The sequence below is a fragment of the Nocardia sp. NPDC056100 genome (assembly GCF_042266325.1).
GTDB lineage: Bacteria > Actinomycetota > Actinomycetes > Mycobacteriales > Mycobacteriaceae > Nocardia.
The window spans coordinates 1,065,099-1,090,364 of sequence record NZ_JBHJVY010000003.1; the positions used below are offsets into that span (position 1 = coordinate 1,065,099).

The following is a 25,266-nucleotide window of genomic DNA, read 5'->3' on the forward strand; positions in this document are numbered from 1 at the left end:
GGTCTAACAAAGCAAGTGCTTGGTAGGTTACTCTACGGAGGTGAGCATGATCCAGACCCCCGAACCGGCCAGTGGGAACACCTCTCACGAGGACGCCGCATTCCGCACCGAAGTGCGGGAATGGCTGGCCGAGAACCTGAACGGACAGTTCCGCGAACTGCGCGGTCTGGGTGGTCCCGGGCGCGAGCACGAGGCTTTCGAGGAGCGTCTCGAATGGGACCGCGCCCTCGCCGCCGCCGGACTGACCTGCCTGGGCTGGCCCAAGGAATGGGGCGGCCGCGACGCCACCCTCGCGCAGCAGGTCATCTTCCACGAGGAATACGCCAAGGCCGACGCACCCAGCCGCGTCTCGCACCTGGGCGAGGAACTGCTCGGCCCGACCGTGCTGGCCTTCGGCACCGAGGAGCAGAAGCGCCGCTTCCTGCCCGGTATCCGCAATGTCACCGAACTCTGGTGCCAGGGCTACTCCGAACCCGGCGCGGGCTCCGATCTCGCCGCGGTGAGCACCTCGGCGTACCTGGACGGCGACGAATGGTCCATCACCGGACAGAAGGTGTGGACCTCGCTGGCGCATCTGTCCGACTGGTGCTTCGTGGTCGCGCGCACCGAGAAGGGTTCGACCCGCCATCACGGCCTGTCCTACCTCCTGGTGCCCATGAAACAGCCGGGCGTCGAGGTGCGGCCGATCATCCAGCTCACCGGGACCGCGGAATTCAACGAGGTCTACTTCGACAATGCCCGCACCGCCGCCGATCTGGTGGTCGGCGCGCCCGGCGACGGCTGGAAGGTCGCCATGGGCACGCTGACCTTCGAGCGCGGCATCTCCACCGTCGGCCAGCAGATCCGGTACGCCCGCGAACTCGCCGACCTCGAGGCCGTCGCCCGGAAGAACGGCGCACTCGAAAACGCCGTCATCGCAGACCGTTTCGACAAGGCGTGGGTCGGACTGCGGGTGCTGCGCGCACACGTGCTGCGCACCCTGGAGTCCGGTCACGACGGTGCGACCGTCGACGCCCGCACCGCCGCCGGATCGGCCTCGGTGACCAAACTGCTGTGGGCCAACTGGCATCGCGATCTCGGCGAGCTCGCCATGGACGTACTCGGTGCGCCCGGCCTGATCGCCGATGCCGAGGGCGATGACCTCAATGCCTGGCAGCGGCTCTTCCTCTTCACTCGCGCGGACACCATTTACGGCGGTTCGAACGAGGTGCAGCGCAACATCATCTCCGAGCGTGTGCTCGGACTTCCCCGAGAGGCTCGTCCGTGACCGACCTGTCCGTCGCCCCTGAAATCACCCCCGGCCATAACCTGCTGGCCGGAAAGGTCGCGGTCGTGACCGCCGCCGCCGGAACCGGCATCGGCTCGGCCACCGCGCGCCGCCTGCTGTCCGAGGGCGCGGATGTCGTGGTCTCCGACTGGCACGAGCGTCGCCTGAAGGAGACCGAGGAAGCGCTCCAGGCCGAATTCCCGGACCGCAGAGTCGCTTCCGTGCCCTGCGATGTCAGCTCGACCGAACAGGTCGATCAGCTCATCACCGGTGCGGTCGCCGCGTTCGGGCGGATCGACGTGATGGTCAACAACGCCGGGCTCGGCGGTGAGACCCCCGTCGTCGATATGACCGACGAGCAGTGGGACAAGGTCATCGACATCACGCTGAACGGCACGTTCCGCGCTACTCGGGCCGCGCTCAAGTACTTCCGCGAGGCGGGCCACGGCGGCGTCATCGTCAATAACGCCAGTGTGCTCGGCTGGCGCGCGCAGCACGGGCAGGCGCACTATGCCGCCGCCAAGGCGGGCGTGATGGCGCTGACCCGCTGCTCGGCCGTCGAGGCCGCCGAATACGGGGTGCGCATCAATGCCGTCGCGCCGAGCATCGCCCGGCACGCGTTCCTGGACAAGGTCACCTCGGGTGATCTGCTGGATCGCCTGGCCGCGGGTGAGGCCTTCGGCCGGGCCGCCGAGCCGTGGGAGGTGGCCGCCACCATCGCCATGCTGGCCAGCGATTACACCACCTACCTGACGGGTGAAGTGGTTTCCATTTCCAGTCAGCGTGCCTGATTAGGCGCGGTGCTTCCGATTTCGGTTGAACGCAACCAATTCGGATATCCGCGGTGATGTGGAAAGCCGTGTCACCCGGTTGCGGTATTTTTCACCGGCACGCCAGATATGGGCGTGCCGGTGCGTTTTTCGGGGTCTGAACGCTGCCTGAATTATCGGCGGCGCAAAATGGCTGGGGCGCGGATCGGCCCGTTGTGCAATCCTGGTTTAGGCCGGTTCCGCATAGTCGAAGGGCGCGACCCATGGGTCCGGATCGCCGACAACAACAAGCCACAGAAGAACCCAATCCCGAGGAACTCGAGTTGGTGCGCGAGGTGGTTCTCGCGCGCCGCCGACTCGACAATGTCGTTATGGCCGCGCTCACCCTGGGCGCGGAATTACTCGACCACGATTCCGAACGCGCCACCGCCATGCGCGCGGCGCAGATACTCGAACAGCATGCCGTCGACGAGGGCGAGATCCTGCGGGATCCGCGAGCCGCCCTGCGCCGGGACCTGATCCGCGATCGGGAGCGAGCCCGTCGCATCGGATTGGCCCGCGAATCCTGGCACCCGCTGTCCGAGGCCGAACAGCACCGCCGAAAACAGACCGAGCTCCTCCGCGAGGTGCGCTCGGACCTGCTCGAGGTGGTGCGCACCTGCGGCCGCGTGCATTACGACCGCACCACCTTCGCCGACGGCATAGCCAAGGGCCTGTGCGCCGCCACCGACAAACTCGTCGAAGGCGCAGATATGGAGACCTACCGCGCCTGGCAACGCGGCATGGTCCTGAAAATCACCGAGGAACCCGCCCACGACGACACCCCGGCCCGCGTCATGGCCACCGTCGACGCCGGCCCCGGCCTCGAACCCCTCACCGTCGAATGGGACAGCCCCGAACGAAGATTGGCCCTCGTAGCCCGCATGGCCCGCGCCGGAATCTCCCCGATAATCATCTGCGACCGACTGCTGGCAGATTTGTCGGTGTCATCACCGCTTCGGTACTCCGTCAGATAAACCCGGACTCGACCAAGCAAATGCTTGGTTGTATATTGGGGTTCGTGACCCCACCCCAGGAGCCTTCGAAGTCGGCACGTCGTAGCGAGCTGCTCGGCCTGGCCGCCAGCCTGTTCGCCGAACGAGGTCTGCGCGCCACCACGGTTCGCGATATCGCCGACGCCGCGGGGATTCTATCCGGGAGTCTCTACCACCACTTCGATTCCAAAGAAGCGATGGTGGACGAAATTCTGCGCGGGTTCCTCGACGACCTCTTCGGCCGCTACCGCGAGATCGTCGGCTCCGGACTGAGCGCCCGCGACACCCTCGAAGCCCTGGTGATCGCGTCCTACGAATCGTTCGACCAGTGGCACGCCGCCGTCGCCATTTACCAGGCCGAGGCCAAACGGCTCAGCGGCACACCACGATTCGAATATATCGACGAGTACAACCGCGAGTTCCGCGAACTCTGGTACCAGGTGCTCACCAATGGCGTGGCCGACGGCAGTTTCCGCCCGGAAATGGATATCGAACTGGCCTACCGGTTCCTGCGCGACACCGTATGGGTCTCGGTGCGCTGGTACCAGCCCGGCGGCCGGATCACCGTCGACAACCTCGCCAAGCAATACCTGACCATCGTGCTCGACGGGCTCACCAGCCCCGACGCGCGCTAGTCCCACCGCCACAGGCTCTCTCCGAGCCACAGCACAGCCCGCAGTCAGCAGTAGGAGCAGATCATGTCAGCACCGTCCCGCCGCCAGTATTCGCCCATGCGTGAGGCGTATGTGATCGATTCCGTGCGCACCCCGGTGGGCAAGCGGGGCGGTTCGCTCGCCGCCGTGCACCCGGCCGATCTGGGCGCGGCGGCGCTGCGCGGGCTGATGGGGCGCACCGATCTCGATCCGGTGGCCGTGGACGATGTGGTGTTCGGCTGCTGCGACACCGTCGGCCCGCAGGCCGGAAATATCGCTCGCACTTCATGGTTGGCGGCGGGCTACCCCGAATCGGTGCCCGGTGTGACCGTGGACCGGCAGTGCGGTTCCTCGCAGCAGGCCATCACCTTCGGCGCGCAGGCCATCATGTCCGGAACCTCGGAAATCATTGTGGCGGGCGGCATTCAGAATATGAGCGCCATCCCGATCTCGGCGGCCATGCTCGCGGGCCAGGCGTACGGGTTCGACTCCCCGTTCGTCGGCGCGCAGGGCTGGGATCACCGCTACGGCACCGGTGAAGTGTCGCAGTTCAATTCGGCCCACATGATCGCCGAGAAGTGGGATATCTCCCGGGTGGACATGGAGGAGTGGGCGCTGCGCAGCAATGAGCGCGCCCGCAAGGCCATCGTCGACGGCCGCTTCGATCGCGAGATCGTGCCGGTCGGCGATTTCTGGATCGACGAGTGCCCGCGCGAGACCACCATGGAAAAGATGGCCGGGCTCAAGCCGCTCGCCGAGGGCTCCCGCGTCACCGCCGCGCTCGCCAGCCAGATCTCCGACGGCGCGGCCGCTACCCTGCTCGCCTCGGATTGGGCGGTGCAGGAGTACGGGCTCACCCCGCGCGCCCGCATCCACCATGTCAGCGCGCGCGGCGCGGATCCGATCTACATGCTCACCGCGCCGATTCCGGCCACCAAGTGGGCGCTGGAGAAGACCGGTCTGACCATCGACGATATGGATGTCATCGAGATCAACGAGGCGTTCGCCTCGGTGGTGCTGGCCTGGATCAAGGAGACCGGCGCGAACCCGGACAAGGTCAATGTCAACGGCGGCGCGATCGCGCTGGGTCACCCGCTCGGCGCGACCGGCGCGAAGCTGTTCGCCTCGCTGCTCAATGAGCTGGAGCGGGTGAACGGGCGCTACGGCCTGCTCACCATCTGCGAGGGTGGCGGCACCGCCAACGTCACCATCATCGAGCGCCTGGGCTAATACCCGCTCCGATCCGGCCGATAGTCCCGTTGCGTAACGAAAGCGACGCGGACGCGGCAATCTCGAGGATTCACGCCGAAGAATCGGGATAGTCGAAAACGAGCCCGGCGCACCCGCCGGGCCGGGCGGATCGACGAGGATATGAACGAGAACCTGCCGAGACGGGGGTTCCTACTCGGGACTCTCGGTGCGGTGGGCTTCGGCCTGATGGCGAAGGCGGCGGCCGCTCCGTCGCCGCTGCCACCGCCGCCCGTCCCGATTCCACCGCTGCCCGCACCGGTCGTCACACCGCTCAACTATCACTCGCCTGCATTGCAACCGTTCGTGGACGAGCTGCCGATACCCGAGACGCGGGCGGCCGCAGGGGAATTGGCGGCTGTTTCCGGTGTGCACCGTTATCACCGGGATCTACCGGAAACGCGCAGTTGGGGTTTCGGTCGGCCGGTGCTCGGACCGAATCTGGAGGCGCGACGGGATCGGTTGGCGCGCATCGCGTTCCGCAATGAACTCGGCACCCATGTGCTCGCCCCGCACGTCGATCTGACCATGCACGGGGTGACCGAACTGGATCGCACCGATCCGCGATTCACCGTGCACCTGCACGGCGGGGCGAACGCGCCCGATGACGACGGGCATCCGCTCATCGCCTGGCGCAATGGGGGCGGACCCACATTCAGCTACGCCAATCGGCAAGAGGCCGCGACACTCTGGTATCACGACCACGCGATGGGCATCACGCGGTTGAACATTCAGGCCGGACTGGCCGGAATGTATTACCTGCGTGACGAATTCGACACCGGTCGCGCGGACAACTCGCTCGGGTTGCCCAGCGGCGAGTTCGAGATACCGCTGATCGTGCAGGACCGGACCTTCAATGCCGACGGCAGTCTGCAACCCATGGTCGGCACCTATATTCCGCAGGGTTTCAATCAGTCCGGGCAGGTCGGGGATGTGGCCTGCGTGAACGGTATGGCCTGGCCCCGGCTCCAGGTGCGGCGGACGCTGTACCGGTTCCGGCTGTTGAACGGATCCAATTCGCGCCCATACATTTTCGAGTTCTCCAATGGCATGCCGTGCTGGGTCATCGGGACCGATCTGGGGCTGCTGGACGCGCCCGTGCCCACACCGTCCATTCGGGTGAGCCCGGGGGAGCGGGTGGATCTGCTGGTCGACTTCAGCGCCTTCGGTGACGGGACGACCGTCGATCTGATCAATACCGCCCGAAATGATTTGGGCAACACCGTTTTCATGGTGCCGGAGCTGCGGCCCATCATGCGGTTCACGGTGGCGGGGGACGGACCGGCCGCCGCGATTCCGGCGCGGCTGCGCGGGGGTGCGGGACTGCCCGACGCGCTGCCGCCGCTCGGGCCGCCGGAATCGGTGCGCACGGTGACGCTCATCGGGCTCAATGACGATTCGCGGGCGGCGGCGGTGTTCCCGACCCTCATGTCGCTCAACAATCTCGCGTTCCTGAGCGACGATGTCGATATGGCGGCGGCGGGTGCGGTCGAGCAGTGGGACATCGTCAATACGACTCCGTTCGACCACCCCATTCACCTGCATCTGGCGCGAATGCGGGTGATCGGCCGCCAGCCCATCCTGACCTCGGCCTACTGGTTCGCCAATCTGCCACCCGCGTTCGGCATCCGGTGGGCCCCGTCGGCCGACGCGTACGCCATCGGGTCGCAACAGGGGCCGCCGCCTTGGGAATTCGGCTGGAAGGACACCGTCGAATGCCCCACCGACACCATTACCCGGGTGCTGGTGCACTGGCCCGCGGTCGATGAGCTGGGCTTCGACCCGGACGTCGCACTGACCGTACCGCCCGGGGCCGAGGCCATCGCGCCTGCGGAAATGGCCGGTATGGACCATGTTTCGGGCGCGGGCGAGATTCGCGGCTACGTCTGGCACTGCCACAATCTCGACCACGCCGATCACGACATGATGCAGCGCATTCGCGTCATGCCGTGACGGTGCGCAGCCGCTCGGCGATATCGTGCTGTGTCTTCGCCTTTATCTCCGTGAGCAATTCGAGCTCGGGCAGGTCCGCCCATTCCGCGCCGAACAGGCGCGGCAGATCGTGATAGTGCACCACGCATTCGTCGACGCCGACCGTGCGGCAGGCGTCGATCAGCTCGGCCGAAAGGTATCCGGCCACCGACAGTTCCACGCCGCGCCGCTCGGTTACCTTGCGTGCCAATGTGATCGCGGACATCACGCCGCCGGTGGGTGCCACACCCCGGGCGCGCAGCCGGGCGTCGACGAGCGAGGACAGATCGTTCACCCCGATCAGCGCGTGCTGTACGCCCGCGTCGATGAGGCGATCCAATTGCAATAGCGCCGAAGGGGTTTCGATCATGGAGCCGATGCGCAACCCGGCCGCGCGTTCGCGGATCTCCGCCACCGCCCACTCGACCTCTTCGGGATCGGTTACGAAAGGCAGCAGCACCCCGAGACCGTCGTCCGCCGCGGCCACCCCGGTGATCTCCGCGCGGAAGTGCTCCGGAAACCGCCGCGCCCGCCGGATGCCGCGCATGCCGAGCAGCGGGAAGGTCTCATCGTCGACGACCTCCTCCACCCCCGCGAGCACATTCTCCTCGATGGTGGTGACCTCGGTGAACCGATACCAAACCGGTTGCCCCGCAGCCTGATCCACCACCTCGCGCAGATACGGCGTCAACAGCTCGCGCACCGATTCCGTCCCCGGATACCGACCCGCCCGCCGGAACACATACTCCCCGCGCACCAAACCCACCCCGGCGAACTTCCCCGCCAGCCGCGAGTCCAGCCGCTCCCCACTCAATGCCACGCTGATTCGCATCCGAAAAACCCTACGGCGTGTTGGGGTGCGAAGCTCGCCGAGCCGATGCGCACCGACCCTTCCCGGCCTACCGTGGTGAGCATGTCCAGGTCAGGGGAGGGCCGCTTCGAGGAGATAGCGCGCAAGGCCCGGCGCGTACAACAGTCCGTCGAACTAATCCGCGCCACCGCATCCACGCCGGACGTGCGCATCGAGGTCACCGCCGACGGCCGCATCACCACCCTGCATCTAGCCGATCAAGCCCTGGCCCAAGCCATTTCGGCCACGCACGATCTAGCGCACCGGAAGGCTCTGGCACGGGCGGCCGAACAACGCCGCGAACTGATCCAGGATCCGGCCGTGGCCGACCTGCTGCGCCGCACCCTCATTGCCCCGTCCTCCGATGCCGCCGCATCCCCGCGATCGGTGGACGCCGGTCGTCCGGTGGATGAGCGGCCGGATGCCAATCCCTATGCCTTGCCTCGGGCGGTGGCGCGGCGGTACGGGCTGAGGTAGGGCCGCGCGGGCGCGTGTGGTGTCAGCTGGGGGTTTGCTCGGATTACTATTTGCCCGAATTGGTTTCCGGCCTCGGTAGAAAGCGGGCTGTTCATGGATTTGGGTGTCCGCTGGCGCGTGCACGGGGATGGGCGCACGCCCGCGCCGGGTGCGGTGGTCCGGCCCGATGAGCGTTTGTCCTGGCCTCGGACATTGGGGCTGGGCGCACAGCATGTGGTGGCCATGTTCGGGGCCAGTTTCGTGGCCCCGATCCTGATGGGGCTGGACCCGAATCTCGCGATCATGATGTCCGGGGTGGCCACGGCCATCTTCCTGCTCGCGACCAAGGGCCGGGTGCCGAGTTATCTCGGGTGCTCGCTGTCGTTCGTGGGTGTCGCGGCGGTCATTCGGGCACAGGGCGGCGATAGCGCGACGGTTACCGGAGCCTGCCTCGCGGTCGGTGCGGTGCTGTTTCTCATCGGCCTGGCGGTGCAGCGGTTCGGGGCGCGCATCATTCACGCGGCCATGCCGCCGGTGGTGACCGGCGCCGTGGTCATGCTCATCGGTTTCAATCTCGCACCGGTGACCGCATCCACCTACTGGCCGCAGGATCAGTGGACGGCATTGCTGGTCATGCTGTTCACCGGGCTGGCGGTCGTCGCACTGCGCGGATTCTTCTCGCGCATCGCGATTTTCCTCGGCCTGGTGTTCGGATACGTCTTCTCCTGGCTGCTGGACCGGGTGTTCGGCAAGATCCACTCCGCCGACGGCACCGGCGCGGTCACCGATCACTGGCGACTGGACCTGTCCGGTGTCGCGCACGCGGATTGGATCGGCCTGCCGCAGTTGCACGCGCCCTCGTTCGAATGGTCGGCGGTCCTGGTCGCGCTACCCGTGGTGATCGCGCTGGTCGCCGAGAACGCCGGACATGTGAAGGCCGTCGGCGAGATGACCGGCGACAATCTGGACGGCAAGCTGGGCACCGCCATCGCCGCCGACGGCGCGGCTTCGATGCTGTCCACCGCGGTGGGCGGTCCGCCCAACACCACCTATTCGGAGAATATCGGCGTCATGGCCGCCACCCGCGTCTATTCGACCGCGGCCTATTGGGCCGCAGCCGGTTTCGCGCTGCTGTTCGGCCTGTGCCCGAAATTCGGTGCGGTGGTCGCGGCCATTCCGGGCGGTGTGCTCGGCGGTATCACCGTCATCCTGTACGGCATGATCGGCCTGCTGGGCGCGCAGATCTGGACCAATGCCGGTGTGGACCTTCGCAATCCGCTCAATCTGGTGCCCGCGGCCGCCGGTCTGATCATCGGCATCGGCAATGTGAGCATGAAATTCACCGACACCTTCACCCTCAGCGGTATCGCACTGGGCACGCTCGTGGTGATCACCGGGTATCACGTGCTGCGCCTGCTCGCTCCCGCGCATTACAAACAGGAGCCGCTACTGGACGAGGGCACCTCGTCCTACGACGAACCCTCCGGCAAATAGCTCACTGCGCCTTACCCAGCCACCGCCGCGAGACGTGCTGGGTCTGCGCCTCGGCGATCGCCACCGGCGGCCGGGGCGCGGGCGGCGGGGGAGCCGTGCGCGCATCGTGCGAGATCCGGATCAGCAGCGCCACGATGATGTAGTTCGCCAGCAGCGACGAACCGCCGTACGACATGAACGGCGTGGTCAGACCGGTCAGCGGAATCAACTTCGTCACCCCGCCCACCACCACGAACAGCTGCCAGCCGATGGAGAACGCCAGTCCGCCGCCGAGCAGTTTGCCGAACGCGTCCCTCGTGGCAAGAGCCGCCACGAAACCGCGCACGGTCAGAATCGCGAAAACCGAGATCACCGCGGCCAATCCGATCAGCCCGAGTTCCTCGCCGATGGTCGAGATGATGAAGTCGGTCTTGGCGAACGGCACCTCCTGCGGCCGCCCCGCGCCGATTCCGGTGCCGAGCAGCCCGCCGGTCGCCATGCCGAACAGCGCCTGCGAAATCTGGTATCCGGAGGTGTAATACGTGGCGAACGGGTCCTGCCACACCTCCACGCGCACCCGCACGTGCGGGAACGCCATATACGCGATGGTCGCGCCCACCGCGAACATGCTGAAACCGATGACCAGCCAGGACACCCGATCGGTGGCGATATAGATCATCGCCAGCACGGTCCCGAACACCAGCAGCGAGAACCCGAGATTCTTCTCGTACATGAGCACCAGCAGCGACATGGCCGTCACCAGTAGCAGCGGGCCCAGATCGCGCAGTCGCGGGAAGGTCATGCCCAGGAATTGATGTCCCGCCGTGGTGAACAGCTCCCGATTCGCCACCAGGAACGAGGCCACGAAGATCAGCAGCAGCACCTTCGCGAACTCACCGGGCTGAATCGAGAAGCCGTGCAGCAGAATCCAGCTCTTACCGCCGTTGACCTCGCTGTACTGCGCGGGCAGCAGCGCCGGGATGAGCAGTGCGCCCAGGCCCGCGAGCCCGCAGGTGTAACCGTATTCGGCGGGCCGGGTGTGATCGCGCACCACCAGCAGCACGCCGGCGAAGAGCACGATTCCGATTCCGGTCCAGATCAATTGGTGCGCGGCATCGCTGGATTGCGCACCGTTCTCCAGCGGATTCTCATGATCGAGCCGATCGATGAGTACCAGTCCCAGCCCGTTCAGCAGCACCACGCACGGCAGCAGCACCGGATCCGCGCTGGGTGCCCACCGGCGCACCGCCAGATGCGCGGCGAGGGTGAGCCCGGCGAATATGCCGAGCGTGCTGATGGTGGTCGCGCCGCTTCCGGCCGACGCCGACAGGATCAGTGCCGCGAGTGCGGTAATGGCCACCGCACCGGCGCAGAGCGCCGCTTCCGCGCCTCGGAAGGCGCGCCCGGGCGAGCCGGCCGCATGCGAACTCTGCCGAAACCTGTTCACGCCCAACAGTAACGCGGTCGGTCAGGTGCGCGCAGCGAGTAGGTCGTTCCGGTCGGCGACCGCGCCGACTCCGGCGCGGGTGCGGTAGCGGATGAGCAACCAGAGCAGCAGCGCCTCCGCCAGCGCGGTGAAAACGGTCAGGAATTGACTGAAATAACTGGCCATCACATTGACCACGGTCAGCGAGATGACACTGGACCAGATGCCTAGTCGCACACCGAGTTCCTCGCGTCCGCGCAGCCACAGCACCGCGCCCACCGCGCAGCCGACACCGACCAGTATTTCGGCCACCGCGGCAATACCCAGGCCGGACAGCGACTTCCAGCCGCGATGCTGCGAAACGTCCAGCAGATGATCGAGTTCGGTCCACGGCATATGGCGGCCGGAGATGATGATGACCGCCAGCACCAGGTGCACCAGCGTCCACACCGCGTGGCCCAGCAGCACGATGATCAAGACAATGCGGAGCAGCGGCAGCGGGAGCAGATGGCGTTCCAGCCATTCCAGCCTGGCCTCCCGGCGAATCTGCGGTTCGGGCCGGGTGTCCGGATGCGCGGTGTTCAGATAGCTGGTCAGCGCGTCCGTGAGCTTGCACAGATCGGGACTGAAACCGGTGCGGTCCACCGACTTCAGCTCGGTGAGCAGGGTGGTGCGCTCATCGGCGCTCATGCGGTCGCCGGTCAGCTGGCCGATCGCGACCGTCACCTCACCGAGCACCAGCAGCGGCGGGCGATGCCGGTGTCGTGCGGCGAACAGGGCAATCGCGGTGATCAGCAGAAACGCCAGGTAGATGATCGGCGCGGCGAGTGGGAAGAAGTAATTGTTGTCGGCGGTGATGAACTTGCCGACCTCGTCGATGAACAGGCCCAGCCCGACGCCCGCCAGCGCCGCCGCGGTGGTCAGGGATGATCGCGAGGAGGTGAGCAGCAGCATCAGACAGGCGATCACCAGCAGCAACCCGCCGAACAGCGCGTGCGCGATGTGATAGGTGCTGCCGCCGATCTTCGGATAGCCCGCCGCCATCAGATACAGGCGCGTGATCACCACGGTCACGCCGAAGCAGACGGCCATCACGGTGACCAACCGGCCTGCCTCGGGACGCCATCGAATTCTTGTCACCTGCGTGCCGAACACCCGAACAACGATGGCACAGAACGGGGTTGCGCGTTCAGCGTCGGCGGAACCGCTGACTCAATTGCGGATCGTTCTCCCACCACAGGCCGGTGCTCGGCGGCGCGTCCGCCGTATGCGCGGGCGCATCGGTGCGGTTCGCGGGTGCTTCGGCCTGTGCGTCGACCGCATCGAGTTCGGCGTCGACCTGCGCGGCCTTGCGCTTCTCGTCATCGGACCAGGCGCGCATGAGCATGAGCGCGAATGGAATTCCGAGCACATCGCCGAGCAGCCACAGAATGCCCGCGCCCGCGGTCTGATCCATGCGCTGGCTCGGCCCCCAGGTGCGGCCGACCTCCGCGTAATACCCGGCCGCCAGAATCGGGCCCAGCCACACCACGATGCCGAGAATGCCGTCCGCCAGCGATTCGACCACCGTGATCAGCAGCGATACCGCCTGCGAGTACCGGCGCGGCACCGGATCCGCCTGCAGGCGCGAGTAGAAATACAGGAATCCGATGCCCACCAGGGCAATTCGCGTCACCGCGTCGATCACGCCATTGCGCAGCACCGCTTCGTACCAGGGCGAGAAATACAGCAGCCACGGCGTCAGCAGCATCGCGGCGGACGGGACCAGCGGGAACGTCAGTCCGGTCACCAAGCGGCTGTTCAGGATTCGATCCATCCGCGCCCGCCCGGCCTCCCCGAGCGCACCGCGCAGCACCGTCAACGGCGTCCCCGCCGCCAACCCGAACGACACCAGATAGAGCAGCAGCAGCGTCTGCAACGCCCGAACCCAGAACAGGGTGTCCGAGTACACCCCGAGCGCCCCGACCCCGGTATAAAGCCACAGCGCGAGCCCGACGACACCGAAACAGATGGCCCGCCCGCGAACCGGAAGCTCTACGCCCTTCCGCCGCGCCGCCGTCCAGGCCAGCAGATACCCGGCCCCGATGACCGCGGTGATCACCACCGTCGAGGTATCCCACCGCCACGACGTCAGCAGCGAACCAACGGTCAACGGTGTTTCGATACCAAGCACGACCGCCAGTATCCGCTTGCCCGGAAATCACATCACCCCGGTGCCCCGGGATCGCTCAGCGCAGGGTCTTGTGGGTTTCGCCGTGTGACTGTTCGCAGTGGGATTCGGTGTCGCGGCCCAGGGTGAGCAGGTCCGATTGGGCGTGGTCGACCTGGAGGGTGGCGTGGTCGATGTGGTGCTCGTGGGAGAGGAAGTGGGCGAGGTCTTCTCGTACGGCGTGGCAGTCGTAGCCGGGTTCGACCAGGACGTGCGCGGACAGCGCGGGGGAGCCGGAGGTGATCTCCCAGATGTGCAGATCGTGCACCTCGACCACGTGATCGCGGCCGGCCATGGCCGCGCCGATCACGGTGGGGTCCAGGTTCTCCGGGGCCGCCTCGAGGAAGATGCGGCTGGAGGCGCGGACCAGGCTGATACCGGCCTTCACCATGAGCACGACCACGATCAGGGTGGCGATCACGTCGGCCTGCACCCAGCCGGTGAACATGATGATCGCGCCCGCGATGGCGGTGGCGATGAAACCGTAGAGATCGGTGAGCAGGTGCTGGAACGCGCCCTCGACATTGAGGCTGGTCCGATTGGCGCGGCTGATCATGACCGTCGCGATCAGATTCACCACCACACCGATGAGCGCGGTGACCAGCACCAGCCCGCCGGTGACCTCGGGCGGATCGAGCAGTCGCCGGATCGCCTCGAAGGTGAGCCAGGCAGCCAGCACCAGCAGCGTCGCGCCATTGGCCATGGCGGACAGGATCTCGACCCGTTTCCAGCCGAAGGTCATGCGCCCGGCGGCGGGGCGGGCGGCGAGTTGAATCGCCCAGAGCGCCAGCACGATCGCCGCGGCATCGGTGAGCATATGCGCGGCGTCCGAGAGCAGGGCCAGCGATCCGGAGATCACGCCGACCACGACCTCACCGGCCATATAGGCGACGATCAGCGCGAGCGCGCCCGCGAGCCAGCGTTTGTCACTGTCCGCGGTGGCTCCGTGTGTATGCCCGGCGCCATGGGAATGGCCGTGCCCGTGGTCGTGCCCTGCACCCATGTCGATCTCCCTTCATCCTGACCGCAGGCGATCATATGCACGCATCGCTATGTATGCAAGGTTAACGATCTCCAACTTCGGCGATACCCGCCGTCATCAGGTGTATTCGGGGACCGGATCAACCGGCGGCGGACTCGGGCAGCAGTCCGGCGGCGGCCTGCGGCAGCCGCAGCACACTCCAGGAATCGTCCGGGGTGTAGGCGGGATGGTGCGACGCCTCCGGATCGGCGGCCAGCCCCTCGACCCGGGTCAGCTGTCCGGACCCGGCCGGAATGATCTCGGTGTACCGGTAGTGCAGATGGCCGTGATAGTGCACGGCGGGCCGCAACCGCTCCACCACCTGCTGAATCCGGTCCTGATTGGGAAAGCACTCCGGCTTGTTCTTGCGATTGAACTTCGGCTGCGTCGCTCGCGGCTTATCGTGCGTCAGCAGCACGTCGACCGGTGAATCATGTTCGGCGAGAAGCACTTCCAATTCGTCATCGGTCATCTCCTCCTCCGGGAACCACAGCGATCCGGCCGTGAGCGGCCGCCGGCTCGACCCGTAGGCCCGCCGTTTGGCCGCCTGTTCCTCCTTGCGCCCCTCCCGGGCCAGCCGCCACCCCTTATCGGTGGACCGGGCCCCGCCGAACGCCGCGAAAACGGTGTCCTCCCATACCCATCGGTGCCCCCGGGGTGCGAACCGCACATGTCTGCGGCACTCCAGGAACCCGTCCTCATCCCGCTTGTCCCCGTACAACTCCAGCACCAGCGATGACTTGTCGTGATTCCCGTCGAGGAAATAGACGGTCACCCCCGCCCGTTTGGCGGCCTTGTTCACCACGTCGAAATACCGCCGCCCCGACGGCATATGCTCCCAGGCCCCGAAATCCCCGACCCCGAACACCCGCGAGCACCCGAGCTCCACCGCAACCCGCACCACCGTCAGCGCGTGCGCCGTGTTCCCGTGTAAATCACCGACAATCAGGACATTCCCCATCGCCCCATGGTCCCAGCCCACCCCGCTTCCGGCACTCCCATTTCCCCGCGCGCCGCCCGAACGCAACGAGGCCGCCCCTGGGCGAGAGGTTCCAGGGACGGCCCGTGCGCGCGGTGGGAAGACCGCGCTACGGATCCGAGGTCGATCGGATCCGCGAGATGCGCGGCCGATCGTGTCGGGCCGCGCAGTATGGGGCGCCGCGGGTGAGAGTCCGCGGCGCTGATCGGGGGAGTGGGATCAGGCGGGGGTTTCCGCCTCGGTGACGCGGTAGGCGGACAGGGCGTCGATGCGGGTCATCGCGTCGGCGACGATGCGATCGATCAGCTCCTGGACCGTGGGCAGATCCTCGATGATGCCCGCCACCTGACCGGAGGCCAGCACGCCCGCCTGGGTATTGCCTTCCACCAGACCGGCTTTGAGCAGCATGGGGGTATTGGCGGCCATGATCACCTGGGACCAGGTGAGGTCCTTGTGCTTGCGCATGGCCAGACCGTCCTTGACGATGGTCGACCACTTCATGCCGGTCATGCCCTTGAACTTGAGCGCGTTCGACGCGGCGGCGGCGAAACCGCGGGCCTTGCCGGAGTGCTCGAGCTTCTGCACCAGTTCGGTGTTCAGCACGCGGTGCGGCATGCCGTCGACCTTGGTGGAGACGACGGTGTCCTGGAGGCCGCGGGTCAGGTACTCGCGCTTGACCGCCTCCGGCACGCTGCTCTCCTGGGTGAGCAGGAAGCGGGTGCCCATGGCGACACCGGCGGCTCCGTAGGACAGCGCGGCGGCCAGACCGCGGCCGTCGAAGAAACCGCCACCGGCGATGACCGGGATGTCCACCGCGTCCAGCACGGACGGCAGCAGCAGCGTGGTCGCGACGGAGCCGGTGTGGCCACCGCCCTCACCGCCCTGCACGATCACCGCGTCCGCGCCCCAGGAGGCGACCTTCACCGCGTGCTTGGCCGCGCCGATGGACGGAACCACCACCACGCCATTGTCTTTCAGCCGCGCGATGAGTTCCTTCTTGGGCGCGAGCGCGAAGGAGGCGACCTTCACGCCCTCGCGGATCATCAGCTCGCAGCGTTCGGCGGCGTCGAAGCCGTCGGCGCGGATATTCACGCCGAACGGTTTATCGGTCTGCGATTTGGTCTTGGCGATGGCCACTTCGAGTTCTTCGAAGGTCATGGTGGCCGAGGCCAGAATGCCCAGGCCGCCCGCGTTGGCGGTGGCCGAGACCAGGCTGGGTCCGGCGACCCAGCCCATACCGGTCTGCACGATCGGATGCTCGATGCCGACCAACTCGGTCAGCGGCGTCTTCAACCGAGCGGTCATGCCGTCACTTCCTTCTCGCGGAAGCCCTTGGGATCCAGCACGGTTCGGATGATCCGCAGCTCTTCCTCGGTGGGCAGGCGGGTTTCGCCCGCCTCCGCCAGGCCCGCGATCTCGAACGAGGTGTTCTCGGCGACCTCGTCGGCGGTGACGCCGGGGTGCAGCGAGAGCGCGCGCAGGGTGTGGTCCGGACCGTTGAAATCGAAGACGCCCAGGTTCGAGACCACGCGGTGCAGGTGGTGGAACCGGTAGGCCGGATTCTCGGGATCGATCTTGTCGTAACCGATTCCGGAGACGATATCGACGGCGTCCACGAACACCCGCCTATTGTGCTTGGGCACGAAATAGCTGGTGGCGTGGTTGATGGTGTTGCCCGGCGCGCCGCGCACACCGAACATCTGCCGCGAAGGCTGTTGCAGCGGACCGAAAGCCGACAGGTTCTGATTGCCGTGCCTGTCGATCTGGTTCGCGCCCATCACCACGTGGCGACGGCCGGAGGCGACGACGTCGAAAACCTTCGAGAACGGAATCCAGCCCTCGATCGGGGCCTTACCGCCGATGGCCGGAACCTCCGCGAAGAACAGTGCCTCACCGTCGGACAGCAGCAGATCCGGCTCGAAGGTGAGCCGCGCCAGCCGCGCGCCGATGGTGGTGACGGTGGACATCGGGCTAGCCATGATCTCGCCCGCGCCCCGGAAGATTTCGGCGGAGGCGACGACGCAGATCTCCGCGCGAGTGATCGTGGTGGTGTCGGTCATTACTTCTGCTCCTCGGCGAAAGCACGGACGGCGGCCTGGTATTCGTCCTCGGACACATCCAGGTAGGTCGCCTTGAACTCCGCCCACGATTCGGGCGTCTTGGCGGCCTCGACATAGTGCCGCTGGAACTTCTCATCGCGGCCGTAGCTGCCGGAGAAGGTGAAGTGCGCGCCACCCGGGGCCTCGACCACGCCGTCGACCATCATGCGGTTGAGGATGATCGACTGCTGCGGAACGGCTTTCACCAGTTCATCGGTCTCGACGAGGCGATCCACCGACAGGTAGCGGCGTTCGGCCGCGAGGGAGTACAGATCGTCGAAGTACGGGTCGACGCCGGTGTACGCGGCATTGCCGTGCTTATCGCCCAGATCCAGGTGCACGAAAGAGGCATCCAGGTTCAAAGCGGGCATGGCGATGAGGGTTTCGCTGCGGCCGTCGGCATCGGCGTAGGGCGACTGCACGGTCTTCAGCTCGCCCTCCCAGAAGTCGACGACGGCCGAACCGAGTCCGGCGCGAATCGGCAGGAACGGCAGGCGTGCGGCGGCAGCCTGTAGGCCGCACTTGACCATGCCCTCGTCCATTTCACGCACGGTGATCTCGCCACCGGTGCGCGCCTTGGCGAACCACGGATCGTAGAACGGCGCGGAGTCCAGGGATACGAAGCCGTAGTACGCCTTTCGGACCTTTCCGGCCGAGCAGAGCAGGCCCAGATCCGGTCCGCCGTAGGTGACGACCGTCAAATCCGTTATGTCCGAACGCAGAATCGCACGCACGAAGGCCAGCGGCTTGCGGCGCGAACCCCAGCCGCCGATACCGATGGTCATACCGCTGCGGAGTTCGCCGACAACTTCGTCGAGGCTCATCCTCTTGTCGCGCATGGCTTTTACTTCCCCTTCTTCTGCGCGGCCAGGTCGTCATCGAACCGGGCACGAATCTCATCGGCGACACCGGCGAGGTTGAGCTCCATGGTGAAGCCCTGCTCGAACCGGTAGGACTTGTGCACGTCCTGTACGTCGATACCGTTCAGCGCCTTCTTGGCGGCGCGAATGACGCGGCCGTCCTTATTGGCGATGTTCTTCGCGACTTCCATTGCGGCGGCGTCGAGTTCGGCGCGCGGCACCACCTTGAACACCGAACCGTAGTGGTGCAGCTGCTGCGCGGTGAGCGTGCCCGCGGTGTAGAACATGGTGCGCATCAGGTGCTGGGGGACCAGGCGCGAGAGGTGGGTGGCCGCACCGAGCGCGCCGCGGTCGACCTCGGGGAGGCCGAAGGTCGCGTCGTCGGAGGCGATGATGACATCGGAATTGCCGACCAGGCCGATGCCGCCGCCGAGGCAGAAGCCGTTGACCGCGGTGACGACCGGAACTTCACAGTCGTAGATGGCGGCGAACGCGGCGAAGCAGCCGTGGTTGGCGCGGATGAGGGCGGTATGCCCGGTGTCCGCGTTCATCTCCTTGATATCGACGCCCGCGTTGAAGCCGCGGCCCTCGGCGCGCAGCACCACGACCCGGGTTTCCGGGTTGCGGCCCGCCTCGCGGACGGCGTCGGCAAGTGCGAACCAGCCGTCGGAAGGCAGGGCGTTGACCGGGGCGTAGTCGACAGTGACGACCTCGACGCCTTCGGTTTCGGTGTGACGGATGATCCCCATCGCAAGTCCCATCGTTGGCAAAACAAGCAAGTGCTTGGTAGGTTAGCACGGTGGCAATCGAAGTGAACCTCTCCGGCTCCGTCGTCTTGGTCACCGGCGGCGTGCGAGGAGTCGGGGCCGGCATCAGCCGGGTATTCCTGGACGCCGGCGCGACCGTGGTGGCCTGTGCGCGGCGGCCCGCCGACATCCCCGTCGAGAGCAATGGGCGGGGCATCGACTTCCTGCCCTGCGATGTGCGCGATCCCGATTCGGTGCGCGAACTCGTCGACGCGATCGTGGCGAAATACGGGCGGCTGGACACCGTGGTCAATAACGCGGGCGGTGCGCCGTTCGCCCTGGCCGCCGATGCCAGCCCGAATTTCCACTCCAAGATCATTCAGCTGAATCTGCTTGCGCCGCTACTGGTCTCGCAGGTCGCCAACGATGTGATGCAGCGGCAGGAGACCGGCGGCTCCATCGTCATGATCTCCAGCGTCTCCGGCCACCGCCCCTCGCCCGGCACCGCCGCCTACGGCGCCGCCAAAGCCGGTGTGGACAGCCTGGTTTCCTCGCTCGCGGTGGAATGGGCTCCGAAGGTGCGAATGAACTCGGTCGTCTGCGGCCTGGTCAATACCGAATCCTCACATCTGCACTACGGCGACGAGGACGGTATCGCCGCGGTCAGCGGCACGGTCCCCATGCAGCGCATGGCAAGCCCCGAGGACATCGGCCGCACCGCCGCCTTCCTGGCCTCCCCGCTGGCCGGCTACGTCACCGGCAGCGCCCTGCTCGTACACGGCGGCGGCGAGAAGCCCGCCTTCCTGACCGCATCCACCGCAGATGTCCCTGCCGTCTCCGGTCACTGACCCCTTCCACTCTCAGCGAGGTATTCGATATGACCGACAAAATCTGCGACGGCCGCGTCGTCATCGTGACCGGTGCGGGCCAGGGCATCGGCCGGGCGCACGCGCTGGCGTTCGCCGCCGCCGGAGCCAAGGTCGTGGTGAACGATCTGGGCGCGGAGCTCGACGGCACTCCCAAGCCGGATTCCGGTGCGGCCAAGGTGGTCGAGGAGATCAAGGCGCTCGGCGGCGAGGCCGTGGTGAACGGTGACGACGTCTCCGATTGGGAGGGCGCGCGCCGCCTGGTCGCCACCGCCATCGAAACCTTCGGCGGCCTGGACGTACTGGTCAACAATGCCGGTATCGTGCGCGACCGCATGCTGGTCAACCTGGGCGAGGACGAGTGGGACGCCGTCATCAAGGTGCACCTCAAGGGTCATTTCGCCCCGATGCGGCATGCCGCGGAGTACTGGCGCAATGAGTCCAAGGCCGGTCGTCAGCCCGAGGCTCGCGTGATCAACACCAGTTCCGGTGCGGGTCTGCTCGGCTCGGTCGGCCAGGGCAACTATTCGGCTGCCAAGGCGGGCATCGCCGGTCTGACCATCACCGCCGCCGCCGAATTCGCGCGCTACGGCATCACCGTGAACGCGATCGCCCCGGCCGCGCGCACTCGCATGACCGAGACCGTTTTCGCCGAGACCATGGCCGCCCCCGAGGATGGCGGTTTCGACGCCATGGCCCCGGAAAACGTTTCCCCGCTGGTGGTTTGGCTGGGCAGCGCGGATTCCGCCGGTGTCACCGGCCGCATGTTCGAGGTCGAGGCGGGCAAGGTGACGGTCGCCGATGGCTGGCGGCACGGCGTCTCGGTCGATCGTGGCGCGCGCTGGGAGCCCGCCGAGCTCGGCCCCGCCGTGCGCGATCTGCTCTCCAAGGCCACCACCCCGGAGCCGGTCTACGGCGCGTAGTCGCGAACCGCTCCACCAGCTTTCATCGCCGGTGCCCCGAATGGGGTACCGGCGATGGCCGTTTTCAGAGGGTTCGGAAATGAGCCACTGTGACATGTCTCTCAATCGGGCGGGGAGGCATCATCCGCCCCGTTATCGCTGGTTGCGGTATCGGAACGGTTGCTGTCGGGTTGGTCTGGAATGTCCTTGTCTGCCATCGGTAACTGCGTTTCCGGCGGTGCCGGTGGGGTGTGAGAGCAGACCTGAGGACCGTGTTACCAGCCAATTGTGCTGGGGCGCTTGCTGATATTCGGGACATCGGGGCAAAGGCAGGCGTACGGTTTGGACTGGCCCCTAATGGGTTCGGGAGTTGTGCGGGGATGCGTGCCGGCTTGTACGATGGCCGCGTTCCGCAAAGGTCCGGCAATCGGGGTTAGCCGGACAGAGGTGCACCGCTCCGCAGTACTGGAGCAAGCCGACTGCGCAGTATTGATGAGGGGATGGCTCTCGCATGATCATTGGTCGTGCATTGCGCTTGGTGGCAGTGATCGCCGCTGTCGCCGGGTCCGCGCTGCTCGGGCCGGTGCCCGCAGGAGCGCAACCGGGCATCGACCTGGAGCCCGCGCCGGGGGCGGGCAATGGCCCGGTCGCGGGCGGCGGCTCGGACCCCCAGAATGTCGCGGTTCCGGCCAATCCCGTTGCCGGACCGCAGGATTTGCTCGCCGTAATACTCGGCCTCGGAACCGGTTCCGCCGCGGTGGGCTCCGCGGGGGCCGGATCGGCCGGAGTCGGCTCGGCGGGTACGGGATCCACCGGATTGGGCGTGCTGCTCGGCGGCACCGGATCGGCGCTGGGCGGCACCGGTTCGGCGGCGGTCGGCTCCGCCGGTGCGGGTACGGGTTCCGCTGCTCTCGGACTCGGAGCCACGGGTTCGGCGGCGGTCGGTTCGGCGGCCGCCGGTACCGGCTCGGCTGCTCTGGGCCTCGGCGCCTCGGGTTCCGCCGCCGCCGGAACAGGTTCTGCCGCAGTGGGTTCCGCCGGTGTCGGCACCGGTTCCGCACTCGGCCTCGGCTCCGCCGCGGTGGGCTCCGCGGGCGCGGGCCTGCTCGCGACTCTGCTCGGCACCGGTTCCGCCGCGGTCGGCTCGGCGGCGGTGGGCTCCGCGGCCGTCGGCTCCGCCGGTATCGGTGCGCTCTGCACCGGTTCGGCGGCGGTGGGTTCGGCCGGAATCGGTTCCGCCGCAGTGGGTTCGGCGGCCGGTGGTGGTTCGGGCGTCGGTTCAGCGGGTGTCGGTTCGGCCGCCGTCGGTGCGGGTTCGGCCGGTGCCGGTTCTGCCGCATTGGGTTCCGCCGCGGTGGGTTCGGCGGGTGTCGGTTCGGCGGCCGTGTGCGCCTCGCCGCTGTTGTTGTTGCTGCTCCCGCCGCCGCCCGCTCCGGCGGTTCCGGCTGTGCCACTGGAGATTCCGTCCGCGCCGAGCGTGCCCGCGCCGCAGCTCGTCGCACCGGTGCTCGCGCCCGCCCTCCCCGCACCGGAGGCCGCGCCCGCACCGGCACCACCACCGCCCCCACCGGCCCCGGCCCCGGCTCCCGTGCTGGCGCAACCGAATCCGGACGTGAAGCCGACGTCGGCGAACGCACCGCTGCCGCCGGTGAAACTGCTGTCGGTGATCGGCGGCCTGATCGCGCTCGGTTTGGCGGGCGCGGGTTCGGGTGCGGTGAGTTTCCAGAGCGCTTCGGCGGCACAGGCGCGGGTCGATGCCGCGCGGGCCGCGTTCTTCGGACCGAGGGTGTGAGGGCATGACCGAGAGCCGGGCGCATAGCATCGGGTCCTACCGCCGGGTGGCGGCGGCGGTGGACGCGGTGTGCGCGGTGGCCGCCGATTTCGACGCCACCAATCTGGACGAGGTGGTGCTGGCCATCTCCGCCGAACGCCGCCGCATGATCGAAATCGCCAGTGCCCAACTGGGTCCGGGTGTCTGCGGTCAGCGCCGCAGCTATCCGGACAAGGATGTGATCGTGCTGGCCGAGGCGCTGCCCAGCCGCGAGCACACCCTCGCGCACGAGCTGGGGCATATCGTCTTCGACCATCCCGGCGAGGCGGCCACCGAGGTGGTGCTGGAGGCGAGCGACGATCTCATCGCGTACATGCTCAGCCAGCGCGCACATCAGAAGATCGTGGAACTCGGCGAGGACGAGCAGTGCGAATGGGAGGCGGAGACCTTCGCCTCCATGCTCATGACCCGCCTGCGCGTGTTCAACAGCCGAGGCGCAGGCGTCTCGGTCCTTCGATTCGATGAGGCACTCGGATGACCTTCTGGTTGACAGCGCTTCTCATTTGGATGGCGGCCGGTGCGCGAGTCGGCCGGGTGCTCGTCAAACCCGCCACCACGGCGCGGGTGGCGATCATCATCGCGGTGGCCTCGGTGGCGCTGGCCGCGACCGTCTCCGTCCCGGAAATCGGTGTGGCGGTTGATCATCTGCTGCCCAATGGCGTGCACGGCAGCTGGTTCTCCGATCGGCTCACCACCGCGGCCTGGATTCTGTTCGGCACCGCCACCTCGGTGGTGGCGGCCGCCGCGTGGCCGGTGGTGTCGCGGGTGAATCTGCGGCAGATCGCCTGGATCATCTACGCGGGCGGCGTGCTGGCCATGACGCTGACACTGCTGTGGTCGATCACCTTCGGCTGGGTGATCGTGGCGCTGGAATGCCTGTTCATCGTGATCACCGGTGTGCGCAATCTGGATTGGACCGCGCTCGGCCGCGGTATCGCGCTCTACTGCGTGGGCACGCTGGTGGTCGGTGTGCTGGCCGCCTTGGCGGTGCGGCGCGAACTCATGCATCAGCCGATGGCCAAACCGGCGGCGGGCGACTGGTTCTGGCCGGTGTGGCAGCTGGCGAGCCTGCTCATCGCGGTCGGCGCGGTCTGGATCGTGATCGAGCTGTGGGCGCGAGCGCGCCTGCTGCTGAAGCAGATTCGCACCCTGCATCGGGTGCTGATCGCGCGTTTCCCCGAGGTGGTCGCCAAGGATCAGACCGGTTCGGCCACCCAGTTGAAGGCATCGGACCAGGTCGCGCAGGTGATGGACGCGCTGTACCTGCAATCCGGCGGCGGTATGGAGCTGCCCGCGGCGGGAATTCCGCCCGAAGCGGTCACCGAACGCGCGGCCCGGGTGGCGGAGTGGGCCCGAAACCCCTTCGGCGACGTACTGATCGACGGTCGCTGGATCGCACCGCCGGAGGGCGTCGGCCCGCGCGGCTGGGTGCAGGCGATTGCTCGCGCCTATGAGGCGGGCGCCACCACGTCGACGGTGAGCCGGGCCGCCGCCAAGCGCTGAGTTCGATCGACCGCTCTTCCGGACCGCCGGACTTCCGCAATCCTTCCGAATAGAAACGGCCCCCCGTGCCATGCGCGGGAGGCCGTTCTGTGTTGTCTGTTGTCTTAGTTGCGCCAATGTCATATCGGCGTCATGGAATTGCTGGGGGGTGGGGTTGGGGGCGACCGAATTGTCGCTTTTCTGTGCACAGAGCACAAAGAGTTTGTGCATCAGCACATAAGAATTTATGCACACAGCACAATAGGGCGCTTGTCGCAGATGGTGCATTGGGGGCGAAACGCTCACATCACACAAAACGACATACTGCACAAGTCGCCCGGCTCTATCTCGGCCCTCGTGATGTGGGCAGGGAAATGCCAGGATTGTGCATAACGCACCAGCGCAGAGACCTACGCCACTTGGCCCCAAGCGCAATGGGACCGGTGCAACACTCTTCAGCCGGCCGAATGGCTCCACGATGAGCGGCGCTGCCCTGCAAGCAGCGCCGTCATCACACCGTGTTCAGGCACCCTGCAGTACCTGATCGGGCGCGGAGCAGTTCCCTACCGGGCCACCCCGGTGCGACCTCCGAGACGGCCGCGCCGAGTTGCCCCGGTAGAGAACCTATTCCGTACCGTCCGGAGGAATTTCGGGCAGCCCTTCGCTGGCCCGCAACTTCTCCGCCATGGAGGTGAGGAGGTTCTGAGATTCTTCGGAGAGGTCGAACGCCCTACTCGACAAACGACGAAGTCCATAGCCCTGCAGCTGGGACAGCAGTTCGAGATCGTGATCGATCTTGGCCGCGTAGATGTCGTTGAAGAAGTAGTCCGGTTTCACCTTGAAGAACTTCGCCAGCGCGGCCACCGTCTCATCTGAGGGGTTGGTCCGCTGTCCCGACCGCAACTGCGAGAGATACGGTTTCGAGATCGGATGGCCGGAGGCCGTGAGCGCCGCCGCCACCTCTGCATTGGTGTGCGGCTTACGCCCCGGGGGATGCACGGTTTCGAACAGCTTGTTCAGCCGCGCCGCGAAATCAGCCATTGTGAGCCGCCCAATTCCCTTCGCTGTACTAACAGTCGTTATCTCGGATACGTATCATTGATATTAGCGGCTCAGTAACTGA

At 66.8% G+C, this 25,266-nt stretch carries 24 protein-coding genes; 13 read left to right on the top strand and 11 right to left on the bottom strand.

Features of this window, described 5'->3' with window-relative positions:
- Positions 1–46 precede the first annotated feature (46 nt).
- The 6 genes from ACFC0O_RS27090 (at position 47) to ACFC0O_RS27115 (ending at position 6,925) form a co-directional block, all read left to right on the top strand.
- Positions 47–1,267 (top strand): acyl-CoA dehydrogenase family protein, encoded by a 1,221-nt coding sequence (locus ACFC0O_RS27090; RefSeq protein WP_364638028.1) that lies wholly within the window; start codon positions 47–49, stop codon positions 1,265–1,267.
- Positions 1,264–2,058, top strand: coding sequence for an SDR family oxidoreductase (locus ACFC0O_RS27095; RefSeq protein ID WP_375962489.1), 795 nt, complete (start codon positions 1,264–1,266; stop codon positions 2,056–2,058). The genes ACFC0O_RS27090 and ACFC0O_RS27095 overlap by 4 nt, the downstream gene beginning before the upstream one ends.
- Positions 2,059–2,363: 305 nt before the next feature.
- On the top strand, positions 2,364–3,053 hold the full coding sequence (locus ACFC0O_RS27100; RefSeq protein ID WP_375962491.1) for a hypothetical protein: 690 nt from the start codon (positions 2,364–2,366) through the stop codon (positions 3,051–3,053).
- 44 nt (positions 3,054–3,097) lie between these two features.
- Positions 3,098–3,706 carry a TetR/AcrR family transcriptional regulator gene (locus ACFC0O_RS27105; protein ID WP_375962493.1) on the top strand — a complete coding sequence of 203 codons (609 nt, stop codon included), beginning with the start codon at positions 3,098–3,100 and terminating at the stop codon, positions 3,704–3,706.
- Between the two features lie 96 nt (positions 3,707–3,802).
- Positions 3,803–4,954, top strand: coding sequence for an acetyl-CoA C-acetyltransferase (locus ACFC0O_RS27110; protein WP_375963876.1), 1,152 nt, complete (start codon positions 3,803–3,805; stop codon positions 4,952–4,954).
- 141 nt (positions 4,955–5,095) lie between these two features.
- Entirely contained in the window at positions 5,096–6,925 is a 1,830-nt protein-coding gene (locus ACFC0O_RS27115; RefSeq protein ID WP_375962495.1) for a multicopper oxidase family protein, read from the top strand.
- On the opposite strand, the gene ACFC0O_RS27120 is transcribed toward ACFC0O_RS27115, so the two are convergent.
- Positions 6,915–7,775, bottom strand: a complete 861-nt coding sequence (locus ACFC0O_RS27120) for a putative PEP-binding protein (RefSeq protein WP_375962498.1) — start codon at positions 7,773–7,775, stop codon at positions 6,915–6,917. The genes ACFC0O_RS27115 and ACFC0O_RS27120 overlap by 11 nt on opposite strands.
- 81 nt (positions 7,776–7,856) lie before the next feature.
- On the opposite strand from ACFC0O_RS27120, the gene ACFC0O_RS27125 reads away from it, so the two are divergent.
- The gene (locus tag ACFC0O_RS27125) at positions 7,857–8,270 is read left to right on the top strand and encodes a YbaB/EbfC family nucleoid-associated protein (protein ID WP_375962501.1); all 414 of its coding nucleotides are present in this window, start codon (positions 7,857–7,859) and stop codon (positions 8,268–8,270) included.
- Positions 8,271–8,363: 93 nt separating this feature from the next.
- Positions 8,364–9,743 carry a uracil-xanthine permease family protein gene (locus tag ACFC0O_RS27130; protein ID WP_375962504.1) on the top strand — a complete coding sequence of 460 codons (1,380 nt, stop codon included), beginning with the start codon at positions 8,364–8,366 and terminating at the stop codon, positions 9,741–9,743.
- Position 9,744: 1 nt separating this feature from the next.
- Here the strand turns inward: ACFC0O_RS27130 and ACFC0O_RS27135 are convergent, their stop codons facing one another.
- From ACFC0O_RS27135 to ACFC0O_RS27175, 9 genes are all read right to left on the bottom strand, one after another.
- The gene (locus ACFC0O_RS27135) at positions 9,745–11,175 is read right to left on the bottom strand and encodes an FtsW/RodA/SpoVE family cell cycle protein (RefSeq protein ID WP_375962506.1); all 1,431 of its coding nucleotides are present in this window, start codon (positions 11,173–11,175) and stop codon (positions 9,745–9,747) included.
- A gap of 15 nt (positions 11,176–11,190) precedes the next feature.
- A complete protein-coding gene (locus ACFC0O_RS27140) occupies positions 11,191–12,288 on the bottom strand; it encodes a hypothetical protein (protein ID WP_375962509.1) in 1,098 nt (365 codons plus the stop codon).
- A 49-nt stretch (positions 12,289–12,337) separates the two neighbouring features.
- Positions 12,338–13,321 (bottom strand): cytochrome c oxidase assembly protein, encoded by a 984-nt coding sequence (locus ACFC0O_RS27145; RefSeq protein ID WP_375962511.1) that lies wholly within the window; start codon positions 13,319–13,321, stop codon positions 12,338–12,340.
- Positions 13,322–13,376: 55 nt separating this feature from the next.
- Entirely contained in the window at positions 13,377–14,360 is a 984-nt protein-coding gene (locus ACFC0O_RS27150; RefSeq protein ID WP_364637818.1) for a cation diffusion facilitator family transporter, read from the bottom strand.
- Positions 14,361–14,478: 118 nt separating this feature from the next.
- On the bottom strand, positions 14,479–15,339 hold the full coding sequence (locus ACFC0O_RS27155) for a metallophosphoesterase (protein WP_375962514.1): 861 nt from the start codon (positions 15,337–15,339) through the stop codon (positions 14,479–14,481).
- Positions 15,340–15,576: 237 nt separating this feature from the next.
- Positions 15,577–16,662 carry an NAD(P)H-dependent flavin oxidoreductase gene (locus ACFC0O_RS27160; protein WP_375962516.1) on the bottom strand — a complete coding sequence of 362 codons (1,086 nt, stop codon included), beginning with the start codon at positions 16,660–16,662 and terminating at the stop codon, positions 15,577–15,579.
- A complete protein-coding gene (locus tag ACFC0O_RS27165; protein ID WP_375962519.1) occupies positions 16,659–17,417 on the bottom strand; it encodes a CoA-transferase subunit beta in 759 nt (252 codons plus the stop codon). Before ACFC0O_RS27165 ends, ACFC0O_RS27160 begins: the two co-directional genes overlap by 4 nt.
- Positions 17,417–18,295: a CoA-transferase gene (locus tag ACFC0O_RS27170; protein ID WP_364637826.1), complete on the bottom strand. Its 879-nt coding sequence runs from the start codon at positions 18,293–18,295 to the stop codon at positions 17,417–17,419. The genes ACFC0O_RS27165 and ACFC0O_RS27170 overlap by 1 nt, the downstream gene beginning before the upstream one ends.
- A 5-nt stretch (positions 18,296–18,300) precedes the next feature.
- A complete protein-coding gene (locus tag ACFC0O_RS27175; protein ID WP_375962522.1) occupies positions 18,301–19,065 on the bottom strand; it encodes an enoyl-CoA hydratase family protein in 765 nt (254 codons plus the stop codon).
- A gap of 56 nt (positions 19,066–19,121) precedes the next feature.
- Between ACFC0O_RS27175 and ACFC0O_RS27180 the strand changes: the two genes are divergently transcribed.
- The 5 genes from ACFC0O_RS27180 to ACFC0O_RS27200 all read left to right on the top strand — a co-directional run bounded on the left by ACFC0O_RS27180 (position 19,122) and on the right by ACFC0O_RS27200 (position 24,164).
- Positions 19,122–19,910 (top strand): SDR family oxidoreductase, encoded by a 789-nt coding sequence (locus ACFC0O_RS27180; RefSeq protein ID WP_375963879.1) that lies wholly within the window; start codon positions 19,122–19,124, stop codon positions 19,908–19,910.
- A gap of 29 nt (positions 19,911–19,939) precedes the next feature.
- The gene (locus ACFC0O_RS27185; protein ID WP_364637830.1) at positions 19,940–20,851 is read left to right on the top strand and encodes an SDR family oxidoreductase; all 912 of its coding nucleotides are present in this window, start codon (positions 19,940–19,942) and stop codon (positions 20,849–20,851) included.
- Positions 20,852–21,341: 490 nt separating this feature from the next.
- Positions 21,342–22,622 carry a hypothetical protein gene (locus ACFC0O_RS27190; RefSeq protein ID WP_375962524.1) on the top strand — a complete coding sequence of 427 codons (1,281 nt, stop codon included), beginning with the start codon at positions 21,342–21,344 and terminating at the stop codon, positions 22,620–22,622.
- A 4-nt stretch (positions 22,623–22,626) separates the two neighbouring features.
- Positions 22,627–23,139 carry an ImmA/IrrE family metallo-endopeptidase gene (locus tag ACFC0O_RS27195; protein WP_364637834.1) on the top strand — a complete coding sequence of 171 codons (513 nt, stop codon included), beginning with the start codon at positions 22,627–22,629 and terminating at the stop codon, positions 23,137–23,139.
- Positions 23,136–24,164, top strand: a complete 1,029-nt coding sequence (locus ACFC0O_RS27200; RefSeq protein ID WP_375962527.1) for a hypothetical protein — start codon at positions 23,136–23,138, stop codon at positions 24,162–24,164. The genes ACFC0O_RS27195 and ACFC0O_RS27200 overlap by 4 nt, the downstream gene beginning before the upstream one ends.
- A 603-nt stretch (positions 24,165–24,767) precedes the next feature.
- Here the strand turns inward: ACFC0O_RS27200 and ACFC0O_RS27205 are convergent.
- Positions 24,768–25,184: a helix-turn-helix domain-containing protein gene (locus tag ACFC0O_RS27205; RefSeq protein WP_011207048.1), complete on the bottom strand. Its 417-nt coding sequence runs from the start codon at positions 25,182–25,184 to the stop codon at positions 24,768–24,770.
- Positions 25,185–25,266: the final 82 nt, after the last annotated feature.